At 39.9% G+C, this 19,613-nt stretch carries 18 protein-coding genes; 1 reads left to right on the top strand and 17 read right to left on the bottom strand.

Annotated features, from left to right (window positions below):
• Nucleotides 1–10: 10 nt before the first annotated feature.
• The 5 genes from DWW43_RS06065 to DWW43_RS06045 all read right to left on the bottom strand — a co-directional run bounded on the left by DWW43_RS06065 (nt 11) and on the right by DWW43_RS06045 (nt 4,384).
• Nucleotides 11–922, bottom strand: a complete 912-nt coding sequence (locus DWW43_RS06065; RefSeq protein ID WP_119963029.1) for a dihydroorotate dehydrogenase — start codon at nt 920–922, stop codon at nt 11–13.
• Nucleotides 922–1,686 (bottom strand): dihydroorotate dehydrogenase electron transfer subunit, encoded by a 765-nt coding sequence (locus tag DWW43_RS06060; RefSeq protein WP_117784772.1) that lies wholly within the window; start codon nt 1,684–1,686, stop codon nt 922–924. Before DWW43_RS06060 ends, DWW43_RS06065 begins: the two co-directional genes overlap by 1 nt.
• Before the next feature lie 99 nt (nt 1,687–1,785).
• Nucleotides 1,786–2,706 carry an orotidine-5'-phosphate decarboxylase gene (gene pyrF / locus DWW43_RS06055; RefSeq protein WP_119963028.1) on the bottom strand — a complete coding sequence of 307 codons (921 nt, stop codon included), beginning with the start codon at nt 2,704–2,706 and terminating at the stop codon, nt 1,786–1,788.
• Nucleotides 2,707–2,732: 26 nt separating this feature from the next.
• Nucleotides 2,733–3,587 (bottom strand): chorismate mutase, encoded by an 855-nt coding sequence (locus DWW43_RS06050; protein ID WP_119963027.1) that lies wholly within the window; start codon nt 3,585–3,587, stop codon nt 2,733–2,735.
• Between the two features lie 104 nt (nt 3,588–3,691).
• Nucleotides 3,692–4,384 carry a VanZ family protein gene (locus tag DWW43_RS06045; protein WP_119963026.1) on the bottom strand — a complete coding sequence of 231 codons (693 nt, stop codon included), beginning with the start codon at nt 4,382–4,384 and terminating at the stop codon, nt 3,692–3,694.
• A 301-nt stretch (nt 4,385–4,685) separates the two neighbouring features.
• Between DWW43_RS06045 and DWW43_RS06040 the strand changes: the two genes are divergently transcribed.
• Nucleotides 4,686–5,648 (top strand): DUF6709 family protein, encoded by a 963-nt coding sequence (locus DWW43_RS06040; protein WP_119963025.1) that lies wholly within the window; start codon nt 4,686–4,688, stop codon nt 5,646–5,648.
• A gap of 210 nt (nt 5,649–5,858) precedes the next feature.
• Here DWW43_RS06040 and DWW43_RS06035 read toward each other — a convergent pair whose 3' ends face one another.
• The 12 genes from DWW43_RS06035 to rho form a co-directional block, all read right to left on the bottom strand.
• Nucleotides 5,859–6,401 carry an NADH peroxidase gene (locus tag DWW43_RS06035; RefSeq protein ID WP_008400622.1) on the bottom strand — a complete coding sequence of 181 codons (543 nt, stop codon included), beginning with the start codon at nt 6,399–6,401 and terminating at the stop codon, nt 5,859–5,861.
• A gap of 171 nt (nt 6,402–6,572) precedes the next feature.
• Nucleotides 6,573–7,436 (bottom strand): DegV family protein, encoded by an 864-nt coding sequence (locus DWW43_RS06030; RefSeq protein ID WP_119963024.1) that lies wholly within the window; start codon nt 7,434–7,436, stop codon nt 6,573–6,575.
• A 178-nt stretch (nt 7,437–7,614) separates the two neighbouring features.
• Entirely contained in the window at nt 7,615–8,286 is a 672-nt protein-coding gene (locus DWW43_RS06025) for a hypothetical protein (RefSeq protein ID WP_119963023.1), read from the bottom strand.
• Nucleotides 8,287–8,429: 143 nt separating this feature from the next.
• Nucleotides 8,430–10,277 (bottom strand): DUF4153 domain-containing protein, encoded by a 1,848-nt coding sequence (locus tag DWW43_RS06020; RefSeq protein ID WP_119963022.1) that lies wholly within the window; start codon nt 10,275–10,277, stop codon nt 8,430–8,432.
• A gap of 294 nt (nt 10,278–10,571) precedes the next feature.
• The gene (gene ectB, locus DWW43_RS06015; protein WP_119963021.1) at nt 10,572–11,819 is read right to left on the bottom strand and encodes a diaminobutyrate--2-oxoglutarate transaminase; all 1,248 of its coding nucleotides are present in this window, start codon (nt 11,817–11,819) and stop codon (nt 10,572–10,574) included.
• 31 nt (nt 11,820–11,850) lie between these two features.
• Nucleotides 11,851–12,573: a hypothetical protein gene (locus DWW43_RS06010; RefSeq protein ID WP_008400614.1), complete on the bottom strand. Its 723-nt coding sequence runs from the start codon at nt 12,571–12,573 to the stop codon at nt 11,851–11,853.
• A 4-nt stretch (nt 12,574–12,577) separates the two neighbouring features.
• Nucleotides 12,578–13,954: a Mur ligase family protein gene (locus tag DWW43_RS06005; RefSeq protein WP_008400613.1), complete on the bottom strand. Its 1,377-nt coding sequence runs from the start codon at nt 13,952–13,954 to the stop codon at nt 12,578–12,580.
• Nucleotides 13,955–14,156: 202 nt separating this feature from the next.
• A complete protein-coding gene (prfA, locus tag DWW43_RS06000; protein ID WP_008400612.1) occupies nt 14,157–15,233 on the bottom strand; it encodes a peptide chain release factor 1 in 1,077 nt (358 codons plus the stop codon).
• A gap of 65 nt (nt 15,234–15,298) precedes the next feature.
• The gene (gene prmC, locus DWW43_RS05995; RefSeq protein ID WP_008400611.1) at nt 15,299–16,177 is read right to left on the bottom strand and encodes a peptide chain release factor N(5)-glutamine methyltransferase; all 879 of its coding nucleotides are present in this window, start codon (nt 16,175–16,177) and stop codon (nt 15,299–15,301) included.
• A gap of 9 nt (nt 16,178–16,186) precedes the next feature.
• The gene (locus DWW43_RS05990) at nt 16,187–17,191 is read right to left on the bottom strand and encodes a DUF1385 domain-containing protein (protein WP_207666000.1); all 1,005 of its coding nucleotides are present in this window, start codon (nt 17,189–17,191) and stop codon (nt 16,187–16,189) included.
• Between the two features lie 82 nt (nt 17,192–17,273).
• Nucleotides 17,274–17,483 carry a 50S ribosomal protein L31 gene (rpmE, locus tag DWW43_RS05985; RefSeq protein ID WP_008400609.1) on the bottom strand — a complete coding sequence of 70 codons (210 nt, stop codon included), beginning with the start codon at nt 17,481–17,483 and terminating at the stop codon, nt 17,274–17,276.
• Between the two features lie 118 nt (nt 17,484–17,601).
• Nucleotides 17,602–19,518, bottom strand: coding sequence for a transcription termination factor Rho (gene rho, locus DWW43_RS05980; protein WP_119963020.1), 1,917 nt, complete (start codon nt 19,516–19,518; stop codon nt 17,602–17,604).
• Between the last annotated feature and the right edge of the window lie 95 nt (nt 19,519–19,613).

Genomic DNA, 19,613 nt, shown 5'->3' with positions numbered 1-19,613 from the left:
CCAATATCTTTTATTTTACACACCCAACCAACTCATTTATATCATCAATCTGATTCTCGATCAGATACTTCTCAATTCCATCTGTAATCTCCACTGTTGCATATGGATTATTGAAGTTTGCTGTGCCAACTGCAATTGCCGATGCTCCTGCCATGATCATTTCGAGAGCATCCTCAGTCGTAGCGATACCGCCCATGCCTATGATCGGAAGCTTGACAGCATTTGCGACCTGATACACCATCCGTACTGCGATCGGATGGATCGCGGGACCTGATACACCGGCAGTCTTATTCTTTACAGCAAATGTACGACGCTTAACATCAATCTTCATGCCTGTAAGTGTATTAATAAGTGACAGCGCATCTGCTCCGCCTGCTTCCGCAGCTCTTGCCATCTCAGTAATATCTGTAACATTCGGACTGAGCTTCATGATCACCGGCTGCTTTGCAACCTTCTTTACTGCCTGTGTTATATCATAAAGAGCTTCCGGCTTCTGACCAAATGCAATTCCTCCCTCTTTTACATTCGGGCAGGATACATTCATCTCAAGCATATCAATATCTGTATCTGCCAGCCGTTCTACGACATCTATATAATCTTCCTTTGACTTTCCGCATACATTTACGATCACTTTTGTATCATATTTTGCAAGGAACGGAAGATCTCTTTTTATAAAAGTATCAATACCCGGATTTTGAAGTCCGATGGCATTCATCATTCCGCCATATGTCTCTGCAATTCTGGGTGTCGGATTGCCCGGCCACGGAACATTTGCCACACCCTTTGTCGTAACTGCTCCCAGACGGTTCAGATCGACAAATTCCGAATACTCCATACCTGAACCAAATGTACCGGATGCAACTGTAATTGGATTCTTCCATTCTACTCCTGCGATGTTTACCGCCATATTTACTTTACTCATTACAGTTCCACCTCCTCAGCATAAAAGACAGGACCATCTGCACAGATCCTTGCATTGTGTACCTTTGAATGCTCATCCACATTCTTTGTCTGACAGACACAGGCAAGACAGGCACCTACACCACATGCCATCTTTTCTTCCAATGAAATCTCACAACGGATATTCTGCTCTGCCGCATACTGTTTGATTCCCCGAAGCATCGGAGTCGGGCCACAGGCATATATGATATCACCGGTTACCGCACATGCTTTGATCGCATCTATTACATTTCCCTTTGTTCCATGCATTCCATCTTCGGAAGACAGATACACACTACCATATGGTTCAAATTCTTCATTTAAGAAAAGCTCATCCCGGTATCCAAGTACGATGGACTTCTCACAGTCCAGCTCCTTTGCAAGCTGCAGCATCGGCGGAATACCGATTCCTCCACCGATCAGAATTGCTTTTCCGGACTCCTTCATAAAGCCATTTCCAAGCGGACCAAGAATATCAACCGTATCTCCTGCCTGTAATTTTGAGAACTCATTTGTTCCCTTTCCTGCGATACGATATACCAGACGAAGCGTACCTGCTTCTTTATCAATTCCACATAAACTGATCGGTCTTGGAAGCATACGGCTTCCATCCTTTGAATATACAGAAACAAACTGACCTGCAACCGCCTGCGATGCAATCTCTCCTGCTTTCAGGATCAGACTATATATATCTGTTGCTATACAGGTCTGGCTCACAACCTCTGCTGTTATCTTTACTTTTCCCATGTATCTATGTCCTCCCGTGATCTCTTCCATATGATCTGTACGCCTCCACTATCACCACACATCGTGTACTGCATACTGTTTTTCTGATAAATCCGATATTTATAATACGCTGTTGATATCTTCGATCATATCAACAACTGCCTGACGGGAAGCATCTGCATAATTTGCTTCGCCAAATGAAGCATATTTCTCCTGCTTGTATGCTGCAATGATTCCTCTGGATGAATTTACGATCGCACCAAGTCCGTCTTCATTGAAATAATGTACCAGATCAGCAGCCTTACCGCCCTGTGCTCCGTAGCCCGGAACAAGGATAAATGACTTCGGCATGATCTTACGAAGTACCTTGCCCATCTCCGGATAGGTTGCTCCTACTACAGCTCCTACACTGCTGTATCCACTCTCTCCGATCACGTCCTTACCCCATTCATCAACCATAGCACCAACCAGCTCATATAGTGGCTTACCATCGACCAGACGATCCTGGAATTCTCCGGATGATGGATTTGATGTCTTGACCAGTACAAAGATTCCCTTCTTCTCTTCCTTACATACATCTACAAAAGGCTTGATTCCATCGGTACCAAGATATGGATTAACCGTAGCAAAATCCTCATCAAATGCTGCATAAGTTCTGCTTCCGACTGTAACCTTTCCAAGATGTCCGACTGCATATGCTGCAGATGTCGATCCGATATCGCCTCTCTTAACATCACCGATCACGACCAGATCCTTTGATTTACAATAATCAATCGTCTTCTGGAATACCTTTAAGCCTTCGATACCGAACTGCTCATACATCGCGATCTGTGGCTTTACAGCAGGGATCAGGTCATATACCGCATCTACGATTCCCTTATTGTACTGCCAGATAGCTTCTGCAGCGCCCTCTAAAGTCTCCCCATACTCATCAAATGCTGCCTTCTTTATATATTCCGGCACATAGGAAAGCATTGGGTCCAGTCCAACAACGATCGGTGCCTTTGTCTCTTTGATTTTTTTTACTAATTTGTCTATCATGTCATTTCTCCCTTATATATAAATATTTATTGCTCACAATAATAACTTCCAAGTATCTTAAATGTCTCTGTTTCATTTATCAGCTGGAATACAAGTGCCTGGATCTCTTTCTGAAGCAGGTTTCCGTTTAACTCAATATAAAACCGATAATTCCATTCTCCTCCACGGAACGGCACCGAATGGATCTCGGTCAGATTCACGCCATAATCGGATATCATCGATAATACACTCGCCAGACTTCCGCTCTTATTCTTACAGACAAATACGACCTTTAACCGGTTATGCTCCGGCAGAACTACCAGTTGTTTTCCGAATGTAACAACCTTCTTCCGGTGTCCCTCGTCCAGCACCTCATCGCACCTGTAAATATAGAGATCATTCATGGCAAGTGCCTCATGCAGCGAATCCGATACGCCATAGCTGATATCCTCAAATATACCCATTCCGGCATCTGCTTCATCCTTCCGGATCAGTTTCATGACCTGTTCATAATCACTGACCGTATTCACCAGATCTCTGGAATAGCCCTGACATATGTAAAGTTCATGCTTCAGCATGGCAAGCTTCTTTACCTTCGGTTCCTCCGTCACAAACGATACATCCAGACAATTACGAAGCTCTAATGTTCTTCCATACTGATATTTTCTGCTAACCTCCATAATACGCTTGATCAGTGCCGTATATTCTTTCTTGATGCTGTCGTCTACATCCCCGGTCAGCTTCGTTATGATCGCTTCTTCCCGATCCGGCTTATATATAGCATCCTCTGATTCTGCCTTTACCCTTGCGACCTGATCTGCAAGTATCATTCGTTCCTTAAACAGCACCTTGATCTGCTTATCAACCACGTCGATCTGCTTTCTAACTTCCTCTAATGTCATTTCTCCGGCTCCTTTTGGCATAACATATATTCAATAATATATCATTTTTTCAGCATGAAGTAAACCACTGCGCGCGGAAATGATTGAAGTCCTGCGTCAGTTTTTCAAAACGGTACAAATAGCAGAGCGACAAATGCTGCAACCAACAGCACTCCTAAAAGCACCCCACAAATGATCTTCCATTTCGTATTCTTAGACAGGAGCATACATATTAGAACAATCAACACTCCTGCCATATCGATCCCGACATCGATCATTCTTCCGCTCCTGCCCGGAACCAATAACTGATGCATCTCATCCGAACATGCATATAATAACGAAATTAAAACAGCTATGCTTCTGTTATAGAATCTGCTTTGGCTCATGGATATCTTCACCATTGCCAGATATGAAAGTAAGAACAGGATCGCATATTCTGTCATATGTGCAGTCTTTCTTATAACAAGCTCCAGAATATCTTGTAGATTCTGCATCTCCTGTATCGGATCCTGCCGTACCTTTTCCAAGAGATTTGTTATAAACAAACTGATTTTTCCGCTCTGTCCGGAGGATTCCTGCCCGGTCTTTCCTGACATATAGAATATAAATACCATCCATATGATAACCGGAATCAGATACAGGAAACGTTTTTTACTGTCTGCTGTATTGTGTTTTCTTTTTGCTGATGATGCCTTGCTGTTTGCAGATTTGTCTGTATTTTTATTTGCTTTTCTATTTGTTGTTCTTGATCCGCCTGAATTTTTAGCTTTATTTATATTTGTGGATTTTACTTTATTGGTTGAATAATTCTTCTGCATCTCTGTCCGAATCCTTTTCTGATCTGTTTATTTTACTCATTCTTTATTCTTTTACCCTACTGTTCTTTCACTTTACTGTTCCTTCTTCTGTTTTTTCTAAAATAATATACTCTGGTCAAATTATCCAAAAAATAATATTCAATCATTCCTCATACCTTTATAATAGCTGCTTTTTTTCAGCAGATTTCATATTGTCGAAAAAATGCAAATTTGATAAAATTTCAAAAGAGCGTAACTTGTACTCTATTGTACTACAAAAAGAAGATTTTTGCTCACAAAAACAAAAATGGGAGGACATTACATGTTTAAAAACAATTCAAAAAGAAAGAGACTTTCAGATCTCCTTATTCCCGGCATTATATTCGCAGTCATTGGTGCTATATTTACCTTTCAGGGGATTCGTGATTACAACAATCTGAACGGCGATCTTCTCAATCTAAATACTGCATCAGTAAGCGATCTGGCTGATGGCAAATATGTAGAGATCAATGTTGAATATGCCAATTATTCATTCTGTGAAAATGTCGAAACTACCAATTATGTATTCAAAAGAACTACAGAACAATATTATCTGATCAATGCACTTGAAAATAATGATTACTATCTCGGACTGAATGTCTCAGAATCAAAGAAAGATGATCTCGAAAAATTATCGGACTATACCTGGTATCATTCAGATACCAATCCGGGGCCATTGCACTATACCGGAAAGCTATGCAAATCAAACAATGAAATCATGGGTTATATGAGAGATTTTGTCTATGATATGTATGCATCCTCTTATGACATCACCCTTACCTCTGAAGACAAAACACTATTGGATTCCTATATGCAGCCATACTACATCAAGGTCATGACAAAAGAAGGATGCCGCACGTCTATTATCATAGGACTTGTATTCTTTGTCATCGGAATCCTGCTCGCTGTATTTGCTTTCATCAGACATAAAAATATGGTCTATACACCAGAAATTCCATCAGCACCTTATCCAGATGCATATGGTGATCCAAATACTCCTAATATGAATACCGGTATGAACTATACTGGTTCCGGCGCACAGAATCCGGGTATGAATGATACATACAGCCCTTATAATGGAACAATGCAGTACGGTGATCAGGCATATACAAATACAAATCCTGAAACCTTTGAGCCAACCACTCCATTCTCAAACACAGATGGCACAAATACAGATACTGCAAGTGGCTTAGATCCTAACACCTTTAGCGGCAATGGTAATTCATCTTTTAAATTAAAAGATTAATCAATATTATAAATATAATCTCTATATTTAAAAGAAAAATTCAATAGAAAATTAATATCGAACGAACTTCTAAAAGAGGTTGATTCCGTATAATAAAAAATCCGACTGTCAAAAATTTTGACAGCCGGATTTTTTATTAGAGTGTATTATATATTTACTTCATAATTATTTTGCCGTGCCATTTCTCATGCACGCTCATTCATAGAATAATTAACCGAAATATCTCTTTAAGAGACCTTCAAATGCCTTTCCATGTCTTGCCTCATCTCTTGCCATCTCATGAACAGTGTCATGGATTGCATCCAGATTCAGTGCCTTTGCACGTTTTGCAAGATCTGTCTTACCGGCAGTTGCACCATGCTCTGCTTCTACTCTCATCTCAAGGTTCTTCTTTGTTGAATCTGTAACTACTTCACCAAGAAGCTCTGCAAACTTAGCTGCATGCTCTGCTTCTTCATAAGCTGCCTTCTCCCAGTAATTACCAATCTCAGGATAGCCTTCTCTGAATGCTACACGAGCCATTGCGAGGTACATACCAACTTCTGAACATTCGCCCTGGAAGTTTGCTCTTAAATCTTCCATGATATCTTCCGGTGCACCCTGTGCTACACCTACAACATGCTCAGATGCCCATGTCTTATCATCACTCTGTTTGATGAACTTCTCAGCAGGTGCCTTACATACAGGGCACTGTGCAGGAGCTTCTTCTCCTTCATATACATATCCACATACACTACATACAAACTTTGCCATAATTAAAATCTCCTTTGCTTTTTTCTATTCTTATTGAGAAACGTTATCAATTTCTATGATTCTATTTTACACAATTTTTGATAAATGTCAATAGTTATTAGGAATGATTCTCAATTATTTTTTTATTTAATCAGTCTTTGTGCTGTCTGTCCTTATTCTGTAAGAAGCTGTTTATCTGTGTTCTCCAAGGAAGAATAACGCCAATGTTCCCGGCCCCGAATGTGCTCCGATCACCGGACCGACATAGGATATCGTGATCCTGTCATTTCCGAATCGCTCTTTAATAATAGAAGCAAGTTTCTCTGCATCTTCTATACAGTCACCATGACTGATAAAGATATCCTGATTTTCCGGATGTACCGCCAGCTTCTCCATCCGATTTACAAGTTCTGTGATTGCTGCTTTCCGTCCTCTGACCTTACTTACATTGATCAAATGTCCCTCGTCGTCCACATGCAGGATTGGCTTGATCGACAGCATCGTTCCAACCGTTGCTGTCACACCTGATATACGACCTCCTCTTTTTAAGAAGAAAAGATCATCTACTGTAAACCAGTGGCATAGCTTTAACTTGATATCTTCTATATACTGTGCATTCTCCTCCAGACTTTTTCCTGCATCTTTTGCCTGACATGCTTTGTATACCAAAAGTCCCTGTCCCATAGATGCCGCAAGGGTATCAACACTGATCATCTTTCGTTCCGGATACTCCTCCATTAATTCCTGACCGGCCATATACACGGTCTGATAAGTAGAACTAAGTCCGGATGAAAAGCCAAGATATAAGATATCTTTCTTCTGATTAAATAAAGCTTCTATCGCCTCCGATGCCTGCGAGATATTCGCTGCAGAAGTCTTGATATTTGCCCCATTCCTTAATTTGCTATATACTTTCCCAATATCTGCCTGATCATTATGAAAGCTTCCCTCCCCCTCAACAATAAAATCAAGCTGTAAGATCTCCAGTTGATATTTCTTCACGATATCATCCGGCAGATCACAGGATGAATCTGTCAATATAACATAATCATTCATTTTAACATCCTCCATTACCTTTTTATGGCAAATATGGTTTTTAAAACCACATGATATATTTTACCAAATCGCTATGTAAAGTATACCACACCTTATAAACAGGCACAACAAAAAGGTGCTGACATATAATCTCTTCTAATATATATATCAACACCTTTTCATTAATTCTATATTTTAATTATCTGTATGTTACCATTAAAGACTCTGTAAGTCCTGTACTCTTCTGATACATAATAACGATCACATCTGCATATTTCTTGTTCAATGTGATTTTCTTGGAAAAACTGGATTTATTTACATCGTAATGTTTACTCTTACCATTATATACACTTACTGATTTAATCGTCCAACCCTTTTTAGCCTTTATGTTCAGTGCCTTCTTTGATACTTTTTTTGAAATGTAGATATAATCATTTTTCGCAAATTTCGAAGTATATTTCTTGCTTCCAATCTTGATTGAACTTACAGGATTGGTATATTTCTTTACAGTAAAAGTTGTTTTAAGTTTAACACCTTTTACTGTACAGGTAATTGTTGCCTTACCGGCTTTCTTTCCGTATTCTACACGAATATATCCGTCTTTTGCCGATACCTTCATATCTTTGTTTGAACATTTTAACTTTTTGATCTGAGATGCCTTTGTACATCCCATGATACTGATAACACCAGATGTCTGATATGCACGTCCCGGCTTATAGGAAACGACTCTGTCACTATACGGGTTAATATACACAGTCTTACTGGTTGCAGCGCTGACATCCTTCATGCTTGTTGCAGGTACTGCTAATAATGTGAATACCATTGCAAGGGCTAAAAATGCAGCTAATAATCTCTTTGTTGCTTTTTTCATTTTTTTACTACCTCCATAAAATCATCTTTTATCCGGCGGCATTCTGACCTCTCATCTGTATGCCCCAAATTTAGTTTTATTTTATACTATTTCCCATTTTTTTACAATAGGGACAACTTATTTTAATCCTAAATTAATGTACCTTATTCATCTTCTCCATACCATTTAAAGAAACGTTTTGCATACTTCTCTGCCTTATTTCTTGAGAAGTTAAATCCACGGATCGCACCTTTTTCTTTATAGGTATCCCGAATTCCATTAAAATACCATTCCATTCTGTCATACGAGAAGCCCTTGATATCCTTATAATTATTATATTTGTTATAATAATCGTCATATTGGTAGTTATCGTACTCGTAGTAATCATCATCCTGTCCCGTCATATAGTTATCTACGATGAACTCATATACTTCTTCCGCTCCATCTGCGCCAAGTGACGTCACATACCGGAAATCCACATCCTTCGGATCCTGATTTTCCAGATTATATCTGGCAACCAGATAAGCCGGGCGAAGGAATGATACAATAATATATACAGTAACGATCACAAACATCGAATAACGCACCAGTGGAAAACGGTCAGTATAGATTCTGACAATCACGCCTGCAAGTACCACAGCAAGAACAGCCAGTGCTGCAAATACCAGAATCCTCATATAAGTAAGATCATATGCTTTGATATACATTGTCATACGAAGTGCCGAAGATGCGATCATCACGTAGGTACAAGCCGACATAATAGTCAGTACGATATTAAGCACCGTACTTTTACTGAAAATTGCATGACAGATCAATACCAGTATCACATTCAGCACCGATACGAACATAAGCTGGAAGAATCCCTGTCTGGCATATTCCGCATAAGTCATATCATCCGGCAGTGACATATTATTTGTAAACAGATATAGGATCTGGATCACTGAAAACAACAGATACACCAGGGTAAGAAGCCCCATTGCCGTGATCGCAATGATAGGTTCATGTGTTCCTTCTTTTGTCTGTCTGTGATGTCTGCTTCCAAATGGTGCTGACACAATGATACCATATGTAAATAATAACGCCGCAAATGCAAATACAAGAAACCAGATTGCATCCCATGACAGGAAAATATTTCCAAGTAATGTTTCAACTGCATCTCCAAAGATCTGATCTGCACTGGAAAGCAGGCTGATCATTACGAACAGCAACGGAATCGCAACGACAACACCGATCAGAATATAGACAAATTTCGCACGTTTTCTTGCATTTTCATGTTCTCTGTTATATTGTCTGTAGTCTGAGAAAAAACGGTCAAAACAGGTAAACGGCTCTGCCATCTTCTCGATAACCGTAAGACCATATTCGATAAATCCCATATTTTTAAGATCATCAAAATACCGGAGAAGCCCTGCACACACAAGGAATAAAATGCAAAGATGATCCAAAACGATCAAAAATGAATCATCGGTCCTGCAAACTGATACTCCAAGCAAAAGGATACCTGCATAATGCGGAATCAGCTTCGTCTGCTTTCCAAAAAGTTTCCCAAAAGATAACGATTCTCCGTCATTTACCGGCAGATTCTTCTCATGGCGCATGATACTGAAGCTCATAAACAAAACGGTCATAACCGCCATGAATACAGCACAGATACTTGCATAATTTCGATACATCAGCACACTGTAGATCATGGCATAACCAAACGCAAAACCGCCAAAAATCTCAAACCGTTCGGGCGATACCCCCGGTCTTGATCTTCTCGGCTTATAATCGTAATTTGACTGCCATCCAAAATTTGGCGGTGTGTTAAAATTCTGCTGTCCTCCAAAGTTTGGCGGCACGTTATTATAATTCTGTTGTTCACCAAAGTTTGGCGGCACGTTATTATAATTCTGCTGTTCTCCGAAGTTTGGCGGCACGTTATTATAATTCTGTTGTTCACCGAAGTTTGGCGGCACGTTATTATAATTTGGCTGTCCGTCATAATTCGGTGGTGTTCTATTTATATCCATATTAAGTTACCTCCCATTCCATCCTATAACAAAAAACCCTACATCCATAGTTTCATGTTACCTGTTTTTTGTCAAGTGAATATTTCTTAACAACCGATTCTCTTTTTAATAACCAACTCTCTTCGCCAATCCTACTGCCTGAGATCTGTGTACTTACCAAACAATAAAAAGATACAGATCATTAATCGAAATAATAAAATATCCCCGGGTAATGAATCATAAATTTTGAACGTATCATCACCCGGGGGTATATTATAATATTATGAGCATAACTCACATCTGTTATCTATACTTTTACAAATTGCAGATTTCCTTTACACTTGATACAAGAATATCCAGGCCCTTTACCAACTGATCATCCGGAATCGTAAGTGCAGGCATTAATTTCACTACATCATTATCACGACCTGCGCGTTCAATGATAAGTCCCTTCTCAAAGCATCTGTTAGCGATCGCAAGTGCCGTCTTTCCATCAGCAACCTGAATACCCCAGATAAGGCCGATTCCTCGAATCTGGACCGCATCCCCCTGCAAATTATCATTAAAGTATGTTCTGACAATTTTCTCTTTACGTTTTACTTCTGCTTCTACATTATTTTCAAGCATATACTGAAGACCGTATCTGGCAGCAACCATAGAGAGCTGATTTCCACGGAAGGTTCCATTATGCTCGCCCGGTGCCCATATATCCAGTTCCGGTTTGAACATTGTAAGCGCAAATGGCATACCATATCCACCGATTGATTTGGACATTACGACCATATCCGGTACGATTCCTGCACGTTCAAATGAGAAGAAAGTGCCGGTTCTTGCACAGCCAACCTGAATATCGTCAACGATCAGAAGGATACCATATTTATCACATAATTCTCTGACAGCCTTTAAGTATTCAACCGAGAATACCTGAACGCCACCCTCTGCCTGAACGGTCTCGATAAAGAGTGCAGCCGGCTTCTCGACACCTGAATGATCATCTGTCAGTAACGTCTCCATATATTTGATCGTATCAAATTCAGGAAACATATATGGTGCAGGAATATGTGTAACATCGTTTAAACATACACCGCCTCCTTTTCTGCTTCCTGAATCACTGGTAAGAGCCAGAGCTCCGAGTGTCATTCCATGGAAACAACCCATAAGTGCCCAAATCTGATTTGTCTTTTTAACTTTTCTTGCAAGTTTTAATGCTGCTTCAACTGCATTTGTTCCTGTTGGGCCGGGGAACATGATCTTATAATTCAAGCCTCGCTTCTGAAGAACTTCTTCCTCAAAATAACGGATAAATTCTTCCTTTGGCTCTGTCATCATATCAAGAGAATGGATAATGCCATCATTTGCAAGATAATCGATCAGCTTTCCTTTAATAAAATCATTGTTATGACCATAATTTACCGCTCCCGCTCCACAAAAGAAATCAATATAATCTGTACCATCCGTACTGGTAATGATCGATCCCTTTGCTTTTGTAAAGATTGCAGGAAAACTTCTGCAATATGATCTTACCTCTGATTCGTATGTTTCAAATACCTCTTTACCATTCATTGTCTTTGTGCCTCCTTAGCTGTTAAGACTCTTATTCGTATCTCAACTTTTCATCTTCAAATTCTGAAAGCCTCTGTCTGTACGCCTTCATAATGACTTCTTCATATGCAAGCTTTGGTTCCTTGATTCCAAGAAGTGTCATCAGATATTTAACAAATAACGGATTTAATACAAGAAACGGTCCTACCGTATAGGTACCGAAGAAATTGTTTCTCTTTAATCCTTCTGTCTGTACACCCGGATGAAGTCCATCACCACGGATCACATCATAAAAATAACTGTTTGAATTATCTCCATAGGAATGACTGAACTGTGCTTTAAATCCTACCAGTTTGATATCTTCATATTTTCCGAGGATCAATGAATTATAACGATGCATCATATCTCTCTTCGCATAAGTATCAAAGAAGCCCAGTCCGGTTATCTTACTTCCATCTTCATTCTCAATGTACATTTCCATGATTTCCATGGCATTACCCGTGAATAAAAATACTGTTCCTGCATCAATCTGTGCTGCAAGCTCTTCCTTATACGGCATTAATGCTTCTATCGCCAGCTCCTGCTGGTTCTCTGTCATGGAACCCATATATACAAAATCCGCTCCGCCATCCGCAAACGCCGGTTTGTCATGCAGTCCAGTGTAGATCACCTCTGCATCAGGAATGCATGATTTCAGATAATTAACATTCTGCAGCTCTCCGAAAAGATTGGCAAATTCACCATAAAGGACTTCGATCTTAATACCTGTTCCCATTTTTCTATGCCTCCTTTTCGTTTATATACTGCTTAACACTGTCTCTGAGTTTCATAGCCGTATCTGCTGCATATAACTCATGAAGTATATAGATACTGTCTGTATCATTTAATTCCAGAAGTTTATAAGCACCTTCTTCATCAGAAGTCTCTTTTAACTTCTCTTCAGGCACACCTGCCATCATCAGACGAAGTTTATAATCAGTTGTACGGACACCCGCAATAACAATATTTGTAATATTCGGCTGATTTAAGAATTCAAAATCGCAGTCAAAAATCCATGTCATGTTTTCGGATGAACCCCGTCTGTCAAAGATATCATCCAATAACAAGATGATCTCTTTCTTACCCGGTTCCTTTGCTACATACTCAAATACACAGGAGCATGCGATCGGATTCTGACCTTTCGCCATATGGGTAATTACATTAATGCCCTTTACAGATTCCTTTGAGTAACGGGACTCTACAATATTCAGATTGTCAAATGATTTCTGAACCTGTTCTTCTGTAAGTCCGGCTTCCCGAAGTGTCGTAATCGCTGTTAACTGGTTATACAGATTAAAGATGCTGTTGCTTACCATATGGTAATTTTCTGTCTTATCTCCATGTGCAACAGCCATAACATTTTTATCAAAATCAAGCTCTGCCTTATAATCTCCAACCGGTGATGCATAGCCACAAAATTCACACTTTGCATTTCCGATGTGATGATATCTGACGTAGTTATATTTCAATTTGTGATGACATTTTGGACAGATTCTCATATCATTGATCAGATTAATGCTCTCTTCCCTGTCCGAAGGCAGTCTGTTGATTGAAAAATATGTTTTTTTATTTTTCTCCCCAAGGTTACAACTGATCAGATCATCTGCATTTAATATCAAATGAGATTCTTCCGGCAGACTGCTGTTTATAATATTGAATATAAATTCCGGATTAGCATTTCTGTGAATGGAATCACGGAACAGATTCGTACATACTGCAAATGTCGGCTTTATATATGGATATATCAGTTTTGAGCTTCTCTCATCGATTTCAAATACTGCGATCTTTTTCCTTGTTTTTCCTGAAAGCTTGCTTTCAGCGATCAGGGCACTTGCAACTCCGGCATTAATATTTGATCCGGCACGATTACTTAAGACATCGTAACCATTTTTTTCCAGTGCATCAATGATCATATTACATACTGTAGTCTTACCATTTGTACCTGTAACACTGATGATCGTCTCCGGCTTTTCTATTCTTCCAAGGAAATCAGGACAAAGCTTGATCGCCAGCTTTCCCGGAAAATAACTTGCGTTCATCTTCAACATTCTCTGCATGGTTCTTGCCAGCTTACTCATGAACAAAGCAAAGAAGAACCTTACATTCTTTTTATACATCTAGCTACCTCGTTTCGTATCTGTAAATTATCATTAGTATGTCCATTTAAGCCACATATAATATAACCACTTATTCAAAAATATGTCAATCAATTTGAACTATTTATTCGGTTTATTTCGCCAACACCCTCTTTTACTTAAAAATGGCATCTGCCGGATCAGGCAGATGCCAACTTGTTTTTTTCAATATCGAGGGTTTCTTTTATTCTTCCTCATTTACCTGAGAAAGCTTGGCTGCCTGATCTGCTGCGATCAGACTGTCGATAATCTCATTCAGATCACCGTTTAAGATCTGTTCCAGCTTATACAAGGTGAGTTTGATTCTGTGATCGGTTACACGGCCTTCCGGGAAGTTATAAGTACGAATCTTCTCTGAACGATCTCCGGTTCCGATCTGGCTCTTACGGTCTGCAGCTTCTGCATCATGCTGTTTCTGAAGCTCCATATCATACAGCTTGGAACGGAGCAGCGCAAATGCCTTCGCCTTATTCTGAAGCTGGGACTTCTCGGTCTGGCTGTAAATTACGATACCGGTTGGTATATGTGTCAGACGAACGGCTGAATCTGTTGTATTGACACACTGACCACCGTTACCGGATGCTCGCATGACATCGATACGGATATCATTTTCATTGATCTCTACATCAACTTCCTCTGCTTCTGGCATAACTGCAACTGTTACAGTTGAGGTATGGATTCTTCCGCCAGACTCTGTCTTCGGGATTCTCTGTACACGGTGAACTCCACTCTCATATTTCATCTTGGAATATGCACCATCACCTGTGATCATAAATACCGCTTCCTTGAAACCACCGATTCCATTCTCATTTACACTCATCAGTTCTACTTTCCATTTGAACTGATCAACGTATTTCTGATACATTCTGTAGATCTCATATGCAAATAATGCGGCTTCATCTCCGCCCGCACCTGCACGGATCTCGACGATAACATTCTTGGAATCGTTCGGATCTTTTGGAAGAAGCAGAATCTTTAATTCATTTTCCGTCTTTTCTACTGTTGCCTTTGCTTCATTTAATTCTTCCTTCGCCATTTCACGAAGCTCTTCATCATTTTCTTCTTCAAGCATAAGCAGACTGTCTTCGATCGTCTGCTTTGCATCCTTATATTCTTTATATTTCTCGACGATAGGAGTCAGTTCGCTCTGCTCCTTCATTAATTTACGGAACTTGTTCTGATCAGATACGATGTCCGGATCCGTCAACTGGTTATTTAATGTATCAAGTCTGTCTACTAAATCTTCTAATTTATCAAACATAATAATCCTCCTGCAGCACATGCTCATTTCCTGTTCATGTGTCTGTTAATATATCCAGCCTTTTTTCAGGCTTTTCTTCCAATTACAACCCTGTCATTTTCTGCGAGGTCTTTCACTACGCGTACATCTTCAAAATGCTTATCTACAAGGAGCTGCTGCACATCATGTGCCTGATGATTACCAATTTCAAATAAAATATATCCTTTTTCATTTAAATAACTCTCCGCATTCTCTATAATTGCTCTGTAAAACTTCAATCCGTCCGCATCGCCGTCCAATGCCAGCCTCGGCTCATAATCCCGAACCTCCGGCATCAATCCATCGATCACTTTGCTCTCTATATATGGTGGGTTGGACAGGATCATATCATATCTTTTATCTATCTTATCAAATAAATCTGATTTTATAACAGTATAATCAGATACTTCTAATCGTTTCGCATTTTTTGTCGTAAGTGCGATCGCGGAATCTGAGATATCACATAGATCTATATGAATATCCTGATTCATAAGTGCTACCGACAATCCGATGCACCCGGAACCACAGCACATATCCAGCACAGACATCTTATCAGAATGTATGTCCTGAATCAAGCGGTTTGCCTGTTCCACCAGAACTTCTGTGTCAAATCTTGGAATCAGTACATCCGGTGCAGTCTCAAAATCATACCCCATAAAGCACTGTATGCCTGTTATATATTGTAACGGAATACGTTTTGACCTTTTATCGATCAACGCTTCATAGGAAGAACGGATCGTTTCGGTAACATCTTCCTGCCGATTCATAATATATGCCATCTTATCCTGCTTTGATACAAAGAGCCATAATAACTCTGCATCGATATCTGCATCCGGCACATTATGTTCGTTCAGTTTTTCTTTTCCTGCTGTTACAAGCTGATACTGAGTCATACGTCTATTTCCTTTTACATTCACTGGCATCATTTCAACTTCTTAATCTTCGATCTCTCCACGCTTCATAGCGTCCTGATAAGCACGCCAGTCGATCACCGCTTCTACCGAACGAATTGCCACCTCACACATCTCAAGATCCGGTTCCTTCGTCGTAAGACGCTGTACCCACATACCGGGTACACTTAATATATTCGCAAGCTTTGAGTCACTTCTGCCTGCAAACATGATAAATTCATACGAGATTCCCGCAATAATCGGAACCAGAAGTACACGCGACAGCAAGCGCAGCCACATAGACTTCACATTTATAAACATAAATACAATAATGCTTATGATCATAACGACTACCAAAAAACTGGTTCCACAGCGTTTATGGTATCTGGAATGTTTCTTTACATTTTCCGGAGTCAGCGGATCGCCTGCTTCAAAACAGTTGATTGTCTTATGCTCTGCACCATGATACATAAATACACGTTTGATATCCTTCATCAATGATATTAATACTACATATGCAAGAAAGATCACCAGGCGAAGCACACCTTCCGCTACCGCTATCAATGCATTGCTTTTTGTCACATGCTCAAGCAGTCCTGCAATAAATGCCGGAAGCAGCATGAATAATGCGATTGCAATGGCAAGTGATACAATAACGGTTCCGATCATCATCAGATCATCTCCTGTACTGCTTTCTTTTTTATTGTTTTTACTGCCGTTCTCACCTGAACCGCTTCCATTATTACTTTCTGTATCTGACAACCTGGAATCATCTTTATTTTCACTCTTTCCAGCCGGTTCTTCCTCTTCATAAAAATCGGCTGAATATGTCAGCGTTTTAACTCCAATTACCAGCGACTCAAAGAAATTAACCACTCCACGAAGGATCGGCAATTTCAGGATTTTATATTTTTCACCTATCGGTGTATAGCTTTCAACTTTAACTTCAATTTCCTGATCCGGCTTTCTGACTGCTACTGCGTACTGATCCTCGTATTTCATCATTACGCCTTCGATCACCGCCTGACCACCTATTCTGGCTCTTTTCAAATTCTATACCTCGTTAAATTGTTTCCTAAAACAAAAATAGGCTGAGATTAAAAGCTTTAACCTCAACCTATCATCCTTTTTATTAGTTTGACTGTGAAACACCGTACTTACGGTTGAACATATCAATTCTACCACGAGCCTTAGCTGCCTTCTGCTGGCCTGTATAGAATGAATGACACTTTGAGCAAATTTCTACATGAATTTCTTCTTTTGTAGAACCTGTAACAAATTCGTTTCCGCAGTTACATACAACCTTTGCCTGATAATAATTTGGATGTATTCCTTCTCTCATTTAATCTCACCTCTTTATTATATTATTGATATATGAGAATAGGCCATCAGCCTCACTTCTTCATAAAACACAGCTTTTGTATTCTAACACAAACCGACATAGAAATGCAAGTGTTTTTTTATTTTCTTAACAATGATTTTTTAACATAATAGATAAACTCTTTATTATTCTTGGTTCGGACGAATAATTTCAGTACATCCTCCAGCATATCCTCTGCCTTATTACCGGATAAGATCTTATGAAGTGCGTATACAACTTCCTGTTCTTCCGGTGATAATAACAGATCATCCCGTCTGGTACTGGATTTTGCAATGTCGATTGCAGGGAAGATTCTCTTTTCTGCGAGCTTCCGGTCAAGCACCAGTTCCATATTACCGGTTCCTTTGAATTCCTCGAATACGACATCATCCATCTTGCTTCCTGTCTCAACCAGCGCTGTCGCAAGGATCGTAAGACTTCCACCCTCACGCATATTACGGGCAGCACCAAAGAATTTCTTCGGCATATGTAACGCCGCAGGATCAAGACCACCGGATAAGGTTCTTCCACTTGGTGGAACTGTAAGGTTGTACGCTCTTGCAAGTCTTGTAATACTGTCTAATAAGATCACGACATCTTTCTTCTGCTCTACCAGTCGTTTTGCACGTTCGATCACCATTTCCGATACACGCTTATGATGCTCCGGCAGCTCATCAAATGTCGAATAAATAACTTCTACATTCGGTCCCTCTATGGATTCCCTGATATCCGTTACTTCCTCCGGTCTTTCATCGATCAGAAGTACAAGCAGATGGATCTCACTATATCTGGTACTGATGCATTTTGCAATCTGTTTGATTAATGTCGTCTTACCTGTCTTTGGTGGGGAAACGATCATTCCACGCTGTCCTTTACCGATCGGTGATAACAGATCGATCATACGGATCGGAATCGGGCTGTCTTCTCCATCCATATTAATGCGTTCATTTGGAAAGATTGGTGTCAGATCTTCAAATGCTTTTCTTCCTGCTATACTTGCAGGGCTTTCTCCATTTACAGAAGCCACATATAATAATGCACCAAACTTCTCCCCCTGCGTCTTTACACGGATATTTCCGGTTATGATATCTCCGGTCTTAAGTCCAAATCTACGGATCTGCGCCGGTGACACATAGATATCCTGATCTCCCGGCAGATAATTTGCACTTCTTATAAAACCATAGCCTTCCTGCATTACCTCCAGAATTCCATGTGCCATCTTGCCACTGTCAAGCTCCGGTCCGTTTGATTCCTGCTGAGAAAGCGAGTTCTCCTGTCTGTTCTCAGATTTTATCTCCGTTCTTACCTCTGTATCAAAGCCCGGATTTTTTTCTTCCATAACCGGCTTTTCATAAGTCTCTTTCTTATCCGTTATTGCAGTTTTTTCATAAGCTGTCTTCTTGTCTGCCATCACAGATTTTTCAACAGCCGTCTTTTCCGTATTAACTTCCTGCTTTGTCTGTTCAGCTACAACCTGCTTGTTCTCCTGATCAGTGTCTTTTCTTGCGTTATTCGTATTTGATATATTACTTGCACGATTCGAATTATTATTTCTGTTATTATTTCCCTGTGACCGATGATCACGTTCCTGCCTTTTACCGTTCCGATTGGTCTGTCGTCCGGCATTATTTCTGTGCTGTCTTCTACCGGCTTCTCCGGATTTCTGACTATTCTCAGATTTGTTTCTGTCTGGTTTTTTTACTACATCTGCCTCTGACTTTTCCTGCTGTTCTGTCGCTTCCGCATTCTTTACCTGCACAGTTTGGTCTGAGCTTGCGGATTTATCCGTATGCTCTGTTTTCCCTTTTTTCTGTGTTTTTCCCGGCCTTTTTTTCTTTTCTGCATCGGCTTTTTGTGGTTTAGCTTCGTTTATTTCTGCTGTATGATCTGTTTCACCATTATAATTCTTCTCAAGGAATTCGATCAGGGCAGATTTGCGGAGTGCTGATACACCCTTTATCTTATGTTCCTTTACGAATTGCTTCAATTCATCTAATGATGCATTTTTAAAATCCATCTTCTACTCCTTCCGATTTTATCCATTCTATTCAATTCAAATATTATTTGGGAAATATTGTTATCGTAATGAATTCTCTTCGAAACAGGCATATC

The sequence above is a fragment of the Clostridium sp. AF15-41 genome, assembly GCF_003604095.1.
Taxonomy (GTDB): Bacteria; Bacillota; Clostridia; order Lachnospirales; family Lachnospiraceae; genus Coprococcus.
Note: the sequence above shows the minus strand (reverse complement) of the source record. Positions and strands in the feature narration are given on the sequence as shown.